Origin of the sequence: Trichocoleus sp. FACHB-40 (assembly GCF_014695915.1) — a bacterium.
In the GTDB taxonomy this organism is placed as follows: Bacteria; Cyanobacteriota; Cyanobacteriia; order Cyanobacteriales; family FACHB-T130; genus Funiculus; species Funiculus sociatus.
Map to the genome: position 1 here is coordinate 17,074 of NZ_JACJPF010000070.1, position 14,854 is coordinate 31,927.

A 14,854-nucleotide genomic window follows, 5' to 3' on the forward strand; every position below is an offset into this window, starting at 1 on the left:
TTAACTCTGCGTTCCTGTGCGTAAAAAAAAAGATTGATGAAGTGCTTTTAAGCGCTCATCAACCTTTATTTTTTAGTAAGGGTGGGGTTTCCCCACCCTTACAGCTAATTATTTGGATTCAGTGAAATCAGCGTCAATCACATCATCTGGTGAACTACCAGAAGGCGGAGTGGAACCGCCACCAGTGGGATCGCCAGTGCCATCGCCTGGGGTTGCGCCGCCAGCTTGCTGATAGATGTTGCTACCGATGGTGTAGAGAGTTTGTTGCAAGTCAGTGGTGAGGGACTTGATGCGGTCGTCGTCTTCCTGAGCGATCGCTTCGCGCAAATCTTTGACCAATCCATCTACCTTAGTCTTGTCAGCAGCGGGAACCTTGTCACCCAAGTCAGCCATTTGCTTCTCAGCTTGGTAAACGAGGGAGTCAGCTTGGTTCTTACGGTCAATCTTCTCACGACGCTCCCGGTCAGTTGCCGCATTTTGTTCGGCTTCCTTAACCATCCGCTCAACTTCGTTTTGTGGCAGAGTCGAAGCACCACTGATGCTAATCGATTGCTCTTTGCCAGTACCGCGATCCTTAGCAGTTACATTCAGGATACCGTTGGCATCGATATCGAAGGTAACTTCAATTTGTGGCATTCCACGAGGAGCCAAAGGAATACCATCTAGACGGAAGATACCCAACTCCTTGTTGTTCGCCGCCATCTCCCGTTCGCCTTGCAGAATCTTGATTTCCACGTTGGTCTGATTATCTACAGCAGTAGAGAACACTTCAGACTTTTTGGTGGGAATCGTGGTGTTGCGGGGGATAATCTTGGTCATCACGCCGCCAAGGGTTTCCACACCCAAAGATAGGGGGGAAACGTCTAGCAGCAAGATGTTGGTTACTTCACCCGAAAGCACACCAGCTTGAATTGCAGCACCTACGGCTACTACTTCATCCGGGTTAACGCTTTGGTTCGGGTCTTTGCCCAAAATCCGCTTCACCAATTCTTGCACTGCTGGAATCCGGGTGGAACCACCAACCAATACAACTTCATTGATCGCAGCTTTATCTAACTTGGCATCACGCAGAGCGTTCTGTACCGGAACGCCGCAGCGATCGATCAAGTCGGAGCAGAGTCCTTCAAACTGAGCGCGAGTCAGCGTCATATCCAGGTGCTTCGGGCCATCCTGGGTCGCAGTGATGAAGGGCAGGTTGATTTCTGCTTGGGTGACGCTTGAAAGCTCAATTTTAGCTTTTTCAGCAGCTTCAGTGAGGCGCTGGAGGGCTTGACGGTCTTTGCGGAGGTCAATACCTTCGGCTTTCCTGAATTCTTCAGCTAAGAAGTCAACGATTTTTTTGTCGAAGTCGTCACCACCCAGGTGAGTGTCACCAGAGGTTGCTAACACTTCAAATACGCCATCGCCTACTTCTAGGATGGACACGTCAAACGTACCACCACCAAGGTCAAATACCAGAATGGTTTCGTTGCTCTTTTTATCAAAACCGTAAGCCAAAGAAGCGGCGGTAGGCTCGTTGATAATCCGCATTACTTCAATCCCGGCAATCTTACCAGCATCTTTGGTGGCTTGGCGCTGGGAGTCGTTGAAGTAGGCGGGTACGGTGATTACAGCTTGGGTAACGGTTTCTCCCAGGTACTTGCTGGCATCATCTACCAGTTTGCGAAGCACTTGAGCAGAAATTTCTTCTGGTGCAAACTGCTTACTTTGTGCGGGACAGTCTAACTTAACGTTACCGTTGCTGTCGCGCAGCACTTTGTAAGAAACTTCGGTGGCTTCGTGGGTAATTTCTTCAAATTTACGCCCCATGAAGCGCTTCACCGAGTAGAAGGTGTTTTCGGGGTTCATCACCGATTGGCGTTTGGCGATTTGTCCGACTAAGCGATCGCCATTTTTGGCAAATGCGACTACCGATGGTGTGGTGCGAAAACCTTCTGCGTTAGCAATTACCGTGGGTTTACCACCTTCCATTACTGCTACGCAGGAGTTTGTCGTACCTAAGTCAATTCCAACAACTTTCGGCATAAGGGTTTCTCTCGGTTCCTATAACTACAAAACTGCAAAACTGGGAATACAAAAGTACAAGTTGAACCAGCAAACGTTTAGTCTGATCGCCGAGTGCGTACTGTTATATATACTGAGCGCGAGTTGCTACTCGATGAAGGGGGGTTTTCCGAACCTAGTTTGGGACGGTTAAACTTGCGAAGCCATTTTCCTTCCTTCATCCACCTATCTGCTGCTGATTGCTATCACTGTGTCTACTCTAAGGAAATCTTTGGCTGTCGGTAGGGGTGCAACCCGTAATAAATCTGTTGTATTTGCCGTCTTGGAGGGGTTTAACTGCAAAGATGCTGCATCAGGCGAAGGGAACAGAGGACGTGAGAGGTGCTGAGAAACGGCTACCATAAAAAAGCCTCGTTTGCCTGATAAGGTTTATGATTTCCCTATCTCCTAGCCTGCAATCCCGACTCTCCACTCCTCTCAAAATTGGCTCTTTTGAAGTAAAAAGCCGCGTCTTACAGTCGCCTCTGTCTGGAGTGACTGATTTGGTGTTTCGGCGTTTGGTGCGTCGTTATGCGCCAGACTCGATGATGTACACCGAGATGGTGAACGCAACGGGACTGCATTACGTGAAGGAACTCCCCAAGATTATGGAGGTAGATCCTAACGAACGACCAATTAGTATTCAGTTGTTTGATTGTCGCCCAGATTTCTTGGCGGAAGCAGCTGTAATGGCTGTGAAAGAAGGCGCGGATACAGTTGATATTAATATGGGTTGTCCAGTTAATAAAATTACTAAAAATGGTGGCGGTTCTTCTTTGTTGCGACAGCCAGAAGTCGCTGAGGCAATTGTTCGGGCTGTTGTTAAAGCTGTGCCAGTACCAGTAACTGTGAAAACTCGTATTGGCTGGACAGATAAGGAAATCAATATTCTGGACTTTGCTAAGCGCATGGAAGATGCGGGGGCGCAGATGATTACAGTACACGGTCGCACCCGTTCGCAAGGTTATACCGGCCCTGCCAAGTGGGAGTGGATTGGTAAAGTCAAGGAAATTCTGTCGATTCCAGTGATTGCCAATGGCGATATGTTTTCCGTAGAGGCGGCGGTGAAGTGTTTGGAACAAACCGGCGCGGATGGGGTGATGTGTTCGCGGGGAACTCTGGGTTATCCCTTTTTGGTGGGAGAAATTGACTATTTCTTGAAAACTGGTCAAGAAAAGACGGCACCAACGCCGATCCAACGGCTGGAATGTGCCAAAGAACATCTGCAAGCTTTGTATGAATATAAGGGCGATCGCGGGATCAGACAAGCCAGGAAGCACATGACTTGGTATGCCAAGGGGTTTGCTGGTGCTGCTGAGTTGCGCGGACATCTTAGCGTGATAGAAAATCTTCAACAGGGTTTGGAGACAATCGATCGGGCGATTGAAAAATTGGCTAATTCTACTTGGCAAGAGGTTGAAGAGGAGTTAGCGTTGGTGGAGGTTTAACCACGAAGACGCACTTACGTAAGCGTTGCGCTCTCTTTGTTATAGGGCGCGAAGGGAAAAAACGAAAGGAAAGCGATCGCCTAGAATAGACGCCATCTACCTGCATTGTTTGCCGTCATGAGCAACTCCTCACACACTTTAAGTCGCCGTCCCCGCTATCAGACCATCCGAGAACTTGGGCGCAATCGCGCCGGGGGTCGCATCACTTATCTGGCAAAGGATAACGTCACAGAGCAGTCAGTCATCCTGAAGCGATTTCTATTTGCCCAAGTGGGGTCTGAATGGTCGGGTTTTAAAGCTTATGAGCGCGAGATTCAAGTCTTGCGAGGACTCGATCATCCGGGAATTCCCCGTTATCTCGATTCTTTTGAAACCCCGTCTGGTTTCTGCATGGTACAGGAGTATAAAGATGCCCTGCCTTTATCAGCCCCGCGCAGTTTTGACCCGGATGATATCCAGAAAATTGCTGTTTCTGTCCTAGAAATTCTTATTTATTTACAAAATCGGATTCCATCTGTAATTCACCGGGATATTAAACCTGAAAATATCCTCGTGGACGAGCAAATGAATGTTTATCTGGTGGATTTTGGCTTAGCTCGAATTGGCAGTGGGGAAATGGCAATGAGCAGCGTCGCCGCTGGGACATTTGGGTTCATGGCACCCGAACAGATATACAATCGCCAGCTAAACGAAGCGACAGATTTATATGGTTTAGGCGCAACACTCATTTGCTTGCTAACTGGGACAAAATCAACGGAAATTGACACCTTATTTGATGAAGATGGGCGGCTTAATTTCAAGCTGCTGCTTCCCAAGCTGAGTCTGCGTTTTGTGGATTTGCTCTCAAAAATGGTGGAACCCAAAGCAAAAGACCGTTTTCCCAACGCTACTGCTGCTTTGGAAGCTCTCAAGCCGATTTATGTTTGCCGCTTACCGGAAGTTAAATTTAGCCAACTTGCTTTGGAATTTAAAACAACACAACTAGGCGAAAAATTAACTAAAACCGTTAGTGTTAATAACTCTGTGCCAGATACATTACTTGAAGGTACTTGGGAAGTAGCACCCTACGAAAGCGATCCGCGCTATTCCAATTCTCATGCTTGGATTTCTTTTGAACCAACTGTATTTAAGAGTAATCATGCTAATTGCAAAATTACTGTAAATACTAATAAGTTGATGGCGGATAAAACCTACAGCCGTCAGGTTTTATTACGCACCAATTCTTCACCGGAAACTTACCCTATCACAATTACAGTCCGTACAACTCTGTTTGAAACCCCAAAGCCGCCTTATATTTCAATGGTTTTGCTATTAGGAATTGCTCTGGCAATGACTGGGTTTTGGACAGGTGCGATCGCTTGGATGGTAGCAGTTCTATTCAAGTTTGCCTCTTGGCCATCTGTAGCGATTTTTGAAGTTGGTGTAATAGCGGTATTTGTGGCTTGGTTTTTAGCCGGAACTCTACTTGCTGCGGTTGGAATCAGAACTGTAATAGGCATCAAGATTGCAGCTTGGTTGACAACTTTGACAATGTTAGTTGTTTTGTTATCATCTGGGTTCTTACCAGCGGCTATTGCTTCCTTAGGAACTTTGGCAGGTCTAGTGATTGGATTTGTAAATGGGGCGGTAATTAAGAATTATAAGGAGAGAGGATCTACTGAAAAAATTGCTGTTAGTAGCGCACTTTTGATAACAGGTTTAGGCATGAGCTTAGGCACGGGATTCAGTGTAGGGTTCCTCAATTTCTTTTTGTTTTCATCCCTACTAGGAACCAGTTTGTCCTTAGTTGCCATAATGTATTATCCATATCAACAGCGAGAAAAATTGATGGCTGAGTATCGCCATTCAGCACGAAATAGGCGTCTAATTAAACCCTAGGAGATGCAACAGGGTTTCATCCTCTGCTACTTGAGCCAATTTATAGCAGTCCTAAATGATTCGTGAAAGCCAGATACCCGACTTCTCTAAGAAGTCGGGTATCTGAACCGCTGAATTACAACTTAAATAGGATTGCTATATCAGGCAATGATGTTAACAATGCAATTCAGTAACTAGAGGAAATTAGCAGAGAGGAAGAAGAAACAGAATGAAGAGTCAATACACTTTGGAAAAGGGAAAATTTCTTCTAGAACCTAAGACTTTTGAGGAGTCTTTTCAGGTCGGATAATCTTCTAAGATTAACGAGATTTTCCCAGCGCGATCGCTATCGAGCCAGATACTACTAAAATTGCTCCAAAAATCCCCAATATGGTGAGTTGTTCCGGGGCGATTAAACTAGGTAAGAAAACCGCCACTGCGGACACAGATATCAAAGTTACAATAGGAGTAATAGCTAAAACGGCACTTACTCGCGATGCTTCCCAGTGTTCCAAAGATTCGGCAAAAGCACCGTAAGCAATAACAGTATTCAAAGCGCAAAAGAGTAGCATTCCTAAATGTAAGGGATTCAGTGTAAGAATCGGTTGCGGTGTGATAAACGGAGTAAACAAAATTGCACAGCCGCCATAGATTAGCAGCATAATGTTAGAAGAAGGCAATTTTTGTAAAAGCTGTTTTTGAGCTAAAGCATAAATAGCCCAAGTTATAGCTGCCAGCACAATTAAGCCACAGCCAATTAAATATTTGCCCTGGGCTGTAATTAAGTTAGTTAATTGCTCGTGAAAGAACAGCGCGAATCCTAGAGTTAGTACGCCTAAGCCTATCCATTGACGCAAAGTATAGCGTTCTTTAAAAATAGCTAAGCCGCCCAAACCCATAAGCACGGGAGCCATTTGAATGAGAACTTGGGTATTAGCTGGCGAAGTTAGCTGCAAACCTTGTAGAAAAAGGATGTAATTAGCTGCTAAAAATAAGATAGCGATCGCTAACAATCCTATAGGCGTTGTTTTCAGTTTTTCTACTGATGGTAATTGTTTCCGTGCCGCTAAATAAATCCCTAACAATCCAAAAGATACCAAAAAGCGAAACCAAGTGACGGTGTAAACATCCAACGCTTGCAGCGTCACCGTCAGAGCAATAGGTAGAATTCCCCATAGGAATACAGTCACAAGCGATAACGCTAGTCCTAAGCGCCATCTACCGGAACTAGAGTGAAGTTGCATTAGGATTAATCCGATTTTTGGTAAAATAAGCCTGACGACTAAAGCCTGCCGGGTACTTTCAAGGAAAAGGAGCGTTACGCAATCAAAGCGCACGCTCCCTAATCTTTCCATTGTGTGTTTGCTGATGACATCTAATCTTCGACTATTTCTAGCAATTGGGCTTCACTCAACTGGGTGATTCCCAATTCTTGAGCTTTTTCCAACTTAGAACCTGCGTCTTCCCCGACAAGTAAGTAGTCAGTTTTGGCGCTGACAGAATTTGTCACTTTCCCTCCAGCTTTTTCTATGAGTGCTTTCGCCTCATCTCGCTTCAGCGTGGGTAAAGTGCCAGTAATCACAAAGATTTTGCCCTGTAAAAACAGATTTTCTTGTGGAGTGGGGGTTTTCCCCGCCTCCTGATTGGCGAGTTGTAACCCAGATGCCTTGAGTCTGTCAATTAAAGCCTGATTCGCTGGAACTCGGAACCACTGATAAACAGCTTGGGCAATTTCGGGGCCAATGCCGTAAACTGCTTCAATATTGGTTGCTGATGCAGAAGAAAGCTGCTCAACTGTGGTGAATTTTTGAGTTAAAGTCTGAGCATTCACGCTACCGACGTGACGGATTCCCAAACCATATAATACTCTAGACCAAGGTTGAGTTTTTGAGTGCGCGATCGCATCCACCAACTTCTCGGCTAACTTCTTGCCCATCCGTTCCAAAGATGCCAACCTGTCAACCGTTAAATCGTACAAGTCAGCAACCGAATCCACCAAACCTTTATCAACCAACTGGTGCATCAGCTTTTCGCCCAAGCCGTTGATATCCATCGCGTTGCGACTCGCCCAGTGAACCAGCGCCCCTTTTAAGATAGCTGGGCAAGACGCATTCACGCAGCGCGTCACCGCCTCATCTTGTGGTTTTACTACTGGCTGATTGCACACTGGGCAACAGGTAGGCATTTGGAAAGGTTGCGTACCAGATGGGCGAAGTTCTTGCAAAACACGCACCACTTCTGGTATGATTTCGCCCGCCTTGTGGATAATTACTGTATCGCCAATACGGATATCAAGCGATCGCACATAATCGCTATTGTGTAATGTAGCTCTTTGTACGGTAGTCCCAGCTAATTGCACAGGCTGCAACTCCGCCAGGGGTGTCAGCGCCCCCGTCCGTCCCACATTCACGGAAATATTTTCCACCCGCGTCGGAGCTTGTTCAGCCGGATATTTCAGCGCCACAGCCCAGCGGGGAAACTTTTGAGTAAATCCCAGCTGCTCCTGAAGCAGAATCGAATTCAGCTTCACCACCACCCCATCAGTCATGTAGGGCAAATTCAGCCGTTCTGTATCCCAGTATTCATAATAAGCCTGCACATCCTCTAAAGAGCGGCAGAGTTTCCGATTTGGATTCACCCGGAAGCCCATCTCTTGCAACAATTCCAGCGATTCCCACTGCGTTTTAGCAACCTCAGCATCATCCTTACCGGGAATTTGCAAAGTATAGGCAAAGAAATCCAGCCGCCTCTGCGCCACAATCCGCGAATCTAACTGCCGCAAAGTACCAGCCGCCGCATTGCGGGGATTGGCGAATAGCGACTCGCCAGCAGAGGAGCGTTCCTGATTGATTTGTTTAAACACCTCCAACCCTAAAAACGCCTCACCGCGCACCTCAACGCGATCAGGAGGATTGTCTAGATTCAACCGTAAGGGAATCGAGCGAATCGTCCGCACATTTTGGGTAATTTCTTCACCAGCGACACCATCACCCCTAGTTGCTCCCCTCACCAGAATGCCATTTTCATAAGTCAAAGCTATAGCAGAACCGTCAATTTTCAGCTCACACACATATTTAATCTCGCCTAACCCTCCCTGATCAAGAGGAGATTCTTGGCGGTGGCGCTGCCAACGTTCCTGCCATTTAGCAAATTCCTTCATATTGAAGGCATTTTCTAGGCTGTAGAGGGGAATATTGTGCCTTACCGATGTAAATTGTGATGCTGGTCGTTCTCCCACGCGCTGGGTAGGGCTATCGGACGTTATCAGTTCGGGATACTTGCTTTCTAAGTCTTGCAGTTCCCGATACAACTGATCGTAGACAGCATCCTCCATGATGGGATTATCAAGGACATAGTAAGCTAAGCTGGCATTCTGCAACAGCTGCCGCAGTTCCTGAACCCGTTGTTTGACTGCCTGTGTCACCTGTTCCACGGAGTCTATCCCCACCAAAAACTTATAGCCGTTCCGATTTTAGTGTAACTAGCAAAACCCCCTATCTGTTTCTCCTTCCCAGCCGGAAACTGGGAACAAGGAGCAAGTTTTAATCCGTACTTATACTTAAATTAACCTAGATTGCTCTCTAAGCTTAATGTCATATCTGTATATTTACTTAGGCATATTCATTTACTTAGCTGAAATTATGTTTCGTTCTTTGAAGTTGGTATTATTAGCAACGGCAGCTTTGGCGCTTGTACCTGTTGGGGAAGCAGCAGCCGCAACTTTAACGGGCGCACCCCCGATTGTAATTGGACACCGGGGAGCTAGTGGCTATCGCCCAGAGCATACGCTGGCTGCTTATGAGTTAGCAATTGACATGGGGGCTGACTATATTGAACCAGACGTAGTTTCAACTAAAGACGGCGTTCTGATTGCTCGTCATGAAAACGAAATTTCTGGAACCACCGATGTTTCCAGTCGTCCAGAATTTGCTGACCGTTACACCACTAAAGTTATTGATGGGACAGAAGTAGAAGGCTGGTTTACCGAAGACTTCACTCTAGCAGAAATCAAAACTCTCCGCGCCAAAGAGCGTCTTCCCCAGCTGCGTAGTACAGCTTATGACGGTTTATACGAAGTTCCTACTCTGCAAGAGGTTATTGACCTAGCCAAGCGCAAAAGTGCGGAAACTGGTCGCACCATCGGTATTTACCCGGAAACCAAGCACCCCACCTACTTTAATTCTGTGGGTTTATCGCTGGAAGAACCTTTAGTAGAAATTCTCACGGCTAACGGGTACACTGATGCAGACGATGCGGTTTTCATTCAGTCTTTTGAAGTTGCAAACCTACAACGACTGAACACCTTAACGGATGTCTCTCTGGTTCAGTTGTTTGGTGGAAGTGGCTCTCAGCCCTATGATTTTGTTGTCAGTGGGGACTCTCGGACTTATGGCGACTTGGTAACTTCTACAGGATTAGCAGGCATTGCCGAATATGCACAAGGGATTGGCCCTTCAAAAGGGTTAATTATACCTTCTGCAACTGTCGATCGCGATGGGGATGGTAAAGCTGACGATCTGAATGGGGATGGTGTGATCAGCGATGCTGACAGGCCATTAAAAGAACCTACCACGCTGATTGATGACGCTCACGCGGCGGGTTTGCTTGTTCATGCCTACACTTTCCGTAATGAGGACTTTTTCCTGGCTCCAGAATACAATGGAAACCCCGAACTGGAGTACGAAAGGTTCTTTAAACTTGGGCTTGATGGCTTGTTTAGCGATTTCCCAGATACTGCTGTTGCTGTCCGCAACCGTGTGGCTGGAAATCCAAATCAAGCAGTTCCCGAACCAAGTTCGTTAGCGATATTGGGCATTTTACCGTTAGCAGAAATTCTGCGCCGTCGGCAAAATCAAGGTGGGAAGAAAGCAAAAAAAGCGATCGCATCCTTATAGACAATAGACACAAAGATTTTTGCAGGCGGTAGGGGCGAATGCTTCACCCCTACCAAGGACTGCCAATCATTGTAAAAGCTGCCCAATAATAGGGATGATTGAAGTTTTTATCTCCCTGGTTGGCGAAGTTGGGAGGCATTGGTATATCTCCAGCGGAAGTATGCAATTGACCTCCCTTAATTTCCAGCTCTCCCCGCAACATTGCTATCTGCGCTTGTCGCAACGCCTCGGCTTTGATGGGGGCTTTCTTCAACTGCTGGTAAAACTCGCTCATCAATACCAGCGTCCCTTCATCGGAAACGTACCACAGACTTGCCAACGCCGATTGGACACCCGCCTGCACAGCCAACCCAGCAAAACCTAATTCTGCTTGTTCATTCCCTAACGCTGTGCGACAAGCACTTAGTACCAATAATTGTACTGGCGGATTATTCCACTCTAGTTGGCGCAACTGGTTGAGTCGCAGCTGAGTATCCCACAACTGAATATAAGATTTACTGGGTTCACCAGGCTTAAATTCTGCATGAGTGGCAAGGTGGATAATTCCAGAGGGGTTCTGCTGACGTTGCGCTTTGAGATTTTTCAGGGTAAAAGCTTCGTTAAGAAAATATTTCCCTTCCCACAGATACTGGGTAATTAAAGATAATTCTACTGGCACTGCTGGTAAGGGTTGCAGATTGGTAAATTGCGATGCCCCCATCGCTAAAATTTGGGATTCTTTGATGTCGCTGCTTCGGGTATCGGTGAGGCTGAGACTTGGCATTAGTCCTACACTGTAGCGTTCTACCAAGAATTTTTCACCATCGTGAAGGGCGGCTAAGGGCAAGGAACGCAAGCCAGTATCCATGATAAATACAAGATTCTGGATGCCCAGGTTTTGTAAATCTTCTTTGATGGGTGCTACTAGCCATTGATGGAGTTGCTGGGCTGGGGCGAGGTAACTCCGAGTATTTCTGGGACTGGAGATTTGGTTGCGGAAGTCATCAGCAACTTTGAGAACTTGCGATCGCGTAGCGTATGCGCCTCGTGTACTCGCTTCTACTCGTTTGCGAACTATTTCACCCTTGGCGGTGACTACTACCAGTTCGAGTTGGTCGCTATAATTTGAGGCTTGAGAATTAGGAATTGGGAGTTGGGAATTGCTCCTATTTTCCCCTGTTTCTGGTTTCAGCAATGGTGGCACAAAAACTACATATATAAGTGCTGGTTTCACACCTGTTGCTGTTTCAGTTTGTTGGAGTACGTTGCGGGCTTGTGCCAAATTTATCGGCGCAGTATCGGTTGTTGTACCCAGATATTGTTCAACTTGGTTGGTAAAGTAATTTTCAAGTCCGGCTACCACCGCGTCTACTTCAACGTTAGGAACACTATAAGCGATCGCACTCTGGGAAATTGGATTTGCCTGTGGTGGTGCGGAATCTTCATTCAGTTGATTTGGGTTTGGTGGCGGTTGATTTGGATTTGATGGCGGTTGATTTGGATTTGATGGTGGTTGATTTGGATCTGATGGCGGTTGATCTGGGTCTGGTAATGGCGGGTTTTGAGTAATGATTTGGATATTGCCTTGAGTGAAGCTACTTGCAAAAGAACGCTGCGGCGCGATCGCATTATCTACAAGCCTAGTGCCAGTGGTAATTGCACCAGCAGTACCATTTACAGTAGCATCGCCGACTACAAAAGGAATACCCTTGGCTCCGCCGCCATGTTGAATAGTTACCTGATTACCATTTAGTCCGCCAACTGTAGAAATGCTGGCAGCGATCGCGTTTTGGTCGGGAAAAGTAGCGATCGCCCGAAAAAAGTTATCAGTGGTAATGTCAACTCTACCACCTGTGCCAGAAACGCCACCTTGGGCATTTATATAGTTAACTTGAATATCATTAGGAGTCTTCAAGGTGACAGCACCACCATTCTCCGTAGAACTAGAATTAATTATTCCGGCAGTGATGTTGCCGTTGCTAGTAGTAAGGCTAATCTCCCCACCATTGGAGTTAATTTCACCAAGCTGATTAATATCGCTTGTCGCTGACAAAATAACTGGCCCCCCTGGGGTGAAAATATTTCCTACCGTAATGCTTCCCGGACTTGCTACAGAACTAGAAGTAAGCGGTGTCAACAGAAAAGCACGGCTTTGTCCGCCGATAAAACCAGTTCCCACGATTTGCCCAACATCATTGACAGCTGCGGCAGTTTGCAGAAAATCCCAGCCAGAACTGGGAGAAATCAAGTTATTCAGGTCTGAAATTATGCCGTTTTGCCAGAGAAAAGCACGAGTGTTCTGGTTCGCACCTTCCGAACTACCGACAACTTGACCAATGTTGTTGATGTCGTTAGCGCGGCTGAAGTTATCGCCTGGTAGAGTTCCGAGTGCGATCGCGCCATTTCGCCACAGCACAGCTTCAGAGTTTCCGTTTGCCGCCTGCGAATCCCCGACCGCAAAACCCGCATCATTAATGCTATAGGCGTTGCTGAAATTACCGCCTGGAAGCGTACCCAAGTTTTGGATAACGCCGTTTTGCCACAACACAGCTTGAGAACCGTTGCTAACTGTGCCTGAACTGCCGACAATTTGACCATTGTTGTTGATAGCATTGGCGCTGCTGAAATCATTGCCGGGGAGGGTTCCCAGGTTTTGGATAGCCCCGTTTTGCCACAAAAAAGCCTGATTATTACCGTTTAAGTTGGTAATCCCCACCACCTGAGCCAGATTGTTGATATCGTTGGCTTGAACAGAGTTACTGCCTATGTTTTGAATAGCGCCGTTTTGCCACACTACAGCATTTAAGTTGCCGCTAAAAGTGCCTGAATTACCAACCGCCACACCAGAATCATTGATAGCGTTGGCGCTGCTGAAGTCATTGCCGGGGAGAGTGCCGAGGTTTTGGATAGCGCCGTTTTCCCACACTACACTGGTAGGGTTTCCATTAGCGATGTTGGAAACTCCCACCACTTGACCATTATTGTTGATGTCAGAGGCGTTACTTAAGTTACCGCCTGGAAGCGTGCCAAGGTTTGTAATAGAGTAGGAGCTTGAGCCGAAGTTGGGCGGATTTTCCAGATTGGTAACGCCTGCTCTTAAAATTAAGGCGGGAGTGCTGCTCAAAATGGGAATGTCTGGGTCTTGACCAACAATGAGTGATGTATCTGCTCCCGTAATGACAATATTGCCAGCTGTGATATTGCCTTTTGCCTCTATTTTCAGCGAAACTCCCGTATAATCGCCAAAGTTAACATCTCCCACTGAGCTAATAATCGGGTCATAGAGACTGACAAATTTTCCAGGGTTTCCCAGCGTGTTGCGAATCGAAAAGTCGCCGCCACTGCTAAAGTGACCATCCCCAGAAATATTGCCATCGCTAACTAAACTGAGATTTCCACCACTGGTAAAGGGCGTTTTTGGGTGATTGAGCGCCAGAATATCGATGCTTTGATTGCCTTGAATGTATAAATTACCTCCGGCTTGGGCAACAAAGCTTTTTTCCACGCTGTCCCGGACTCGCACTGTCTCTGTGGCTTGCAGTTTCAAGTTTCCAGTAGTGTAGAGTTGACTTTCTACTAGCGTCAAATCGCGTGCCGAGAGTGTCGCTGCTCCCGCCGTCACCTCCCGCGCTACCACATCTCCATCTGCTACTGGCAACCCAGATCCGGTTAATTGTATGCGATCGCTATTAACTGTTATTCCAGTCGCATTCCTCAATTTCCCGCCTGTCAATAACTGGGGAAGAGAGAGGGGTTGAATATTTCCAGTCCCTAGTCCCCCGTCCCCAGTCCCCACCTCTATACTCAGCAGATTTCCCGGCTGACTCACGCGCACCGTACTCTCACCCGGCACCGCCGCCACGATAATATTACCCCCAGGAGCAACCAGTTTTCCTGTACTGATCACAGTGCCGCCTAACAAAGTTAAATTTTGTCCTGCGCCAACTGCTAAAGAACCTGCATTAATAATTGCCCCCGGCTGATTTATCGTAAAGGCAAAGCTGGTGGGATTGCCTACTAGAGCCGCATAATTATTTGTACCAATAGCACTAAACCAATTTTGATTAAAACCAATACCGTTGGCGGTGGTAGCGGTGAAGTCACCCGGTACGTTAAGAATAGCTTTTGGGCCAAAGATGATGCCCGATGGGTTGAGCAAAAATAGGTTCGAGTTGCCACCAGTAACCTGAATTAAACCGTTAATTATTGAGGCTTTACCTCCAGTTACACGGGAGAGTATGTTCTCAATATTTGGGTTAGAAAGAAAGTTAGCTATTTCATTAGAGCGGATACCAAATTCGGTGAAACTATGAAAGAGATTTACTCCATCTCCAGATAGATTTCCGCCGCTAATGTTGATAATATTACCGTTAGGGGTGATGACGGTAGCGGTGCCGTCAGCAGCTGGGATAATAGATTGCGATCGCGCTGGTTGTTGACCAATAGCTCCGACCAAAGAAAGTGCTGCCAGTAACCGAAGAACTTTTTGCATAAGCGATCGCATGATATTTAAATCTCTGCGCTCCTTGAGACAATTTCAGATGCACTTCAATTGCACTCAAGCACTGTTCTATAGGTTTACGCAGTCACCATATTCTGCTTTTTTCCTCAGCTTAGGCAATCTATCCTAAG

At 46.7% G+C, this 14,854-nt stretch carries 8 protein-coding genes; 3 read left to right on the top strand and 5 right to left on the bottom strand.

Annotation, left to right across the window (positions count from 1 at the left end; all coding sequences use genetic code 11):
- Positions 1–108 precede the first annotated feature (108 nt).
- Positions 109–2,025, bottom strand: a complete 1,917-nt coding sequence (gene dnaK / locus H6F63_RS17025) for a molecular chaperone DnaK (protein ID WP_190444736.1) — start codon at positions 2,023–2,025, stop codon at positions 109–111.
- A 204-nt stretch (positions 2,026–2,229) separates the two neighbouring features.
- Positions 2,230–2,406, bottom strand: coding sequence for a hypothetical protein (locus tag H6F63_RS17030; RefSeq protein ID WP_190638744.1), 177 nt, complete (start codon positions 2,404–2,406; stop codon positions 2,230–2,232).
- A gap of 29 nt (positions 2,407–2,435) precedes the next feature.
- On the opposite strand from H6F63_RS17030, the gene dusB reads away from it, so the two are divergent.
- Entirely contained in the window at positions 2,436–3,491 is a 1,056-nt protein-coding gene (gene dusB, locus H6F63_RS17035; protein WP_190638745.1) for a tRNA dihydrouridine synthase DusB, read from the top strand.
- Positions 3,492–3,608: 117 nt separating this feature from the next.
- On the top strand, positions 3,609–5,369 hold the full coding sequence (locus tag H6F63_RS17040; protein WP_190638746.1) for a serine/threonine-protein kinase: 1,761 nt from the start codon (positions 3,609–3,611) through the stop codon (positions 5,367–5,369).
- 299 nt (positions 5,370–5,668) lie between these two features.
- Here H6F63_RS17040 and H6F63_RS17045 read toward each other — a convergent pair whose 3' ends face one another.
- Together H6F63_RS17045 and ligA are read right to left on the bottom strand one after the other, a co-directional pair.
- The gene (locus H6F63_RS17045; RefSeq protein ID WP_190638747.1) at positions 5,669–6,592 is read right to left on the bottom strand and encodes a DMT family transporter; all 924 of its coding nucleotides are present in this window, start codon (positions 6,590–6,592) and stop codon (positions 5,669–5,671) included.
- A 131-nt stretch (positions 6,593–6,723) separates the two neighbouring features.
- The gene (ligA, locus tag H6F63_RS17050; RefSeq protein ID WP_347276806.1) at positions 6,724–8,796 is read right to left on the bottom strand and encodes an NAD-dependent DNA ligase LigA; all 2,073 of its coding nucleotides are present in this window, start codon (positions 8,794–8,796) and stop codon (positions 6,724–6,726) included.
- A 193-nt stretch (positions 8,797–8,989) separates the two neighbouring features.
- Here ligA and H6F63_RS17055 point away from each other — a divergent pair, with 193 nt between their 5' ends.
- Positions 8,990–10,243, top strand: a complete 1,254-nt coding sequence (locus H6F63_RS17055; protein ID WP_190638748.1) for a glycerophosphodiester phosphodiesterase — start codon at positions 8,990–8,992, stop codon at positions 10,241–10,243.
- Between the two features lie 49 nt (positions 10,244–10,292).
- Here the strand turns inward: H6F63_RS17055 and H6F63_RS17060 are convergent, their stop codons facing one another.
- A complete protein-coding gene (locus H6F63_RS17060; protein ID WP_190638749.1) occupies positions 10,293–14,714 on the bottom strand; it encodes a CHAT domain-containing protein in 4,422 nt (1,473 codons plus the stop codon).
- Positions 14,715–14,854 lie beyond the last annotated feature (140 nt).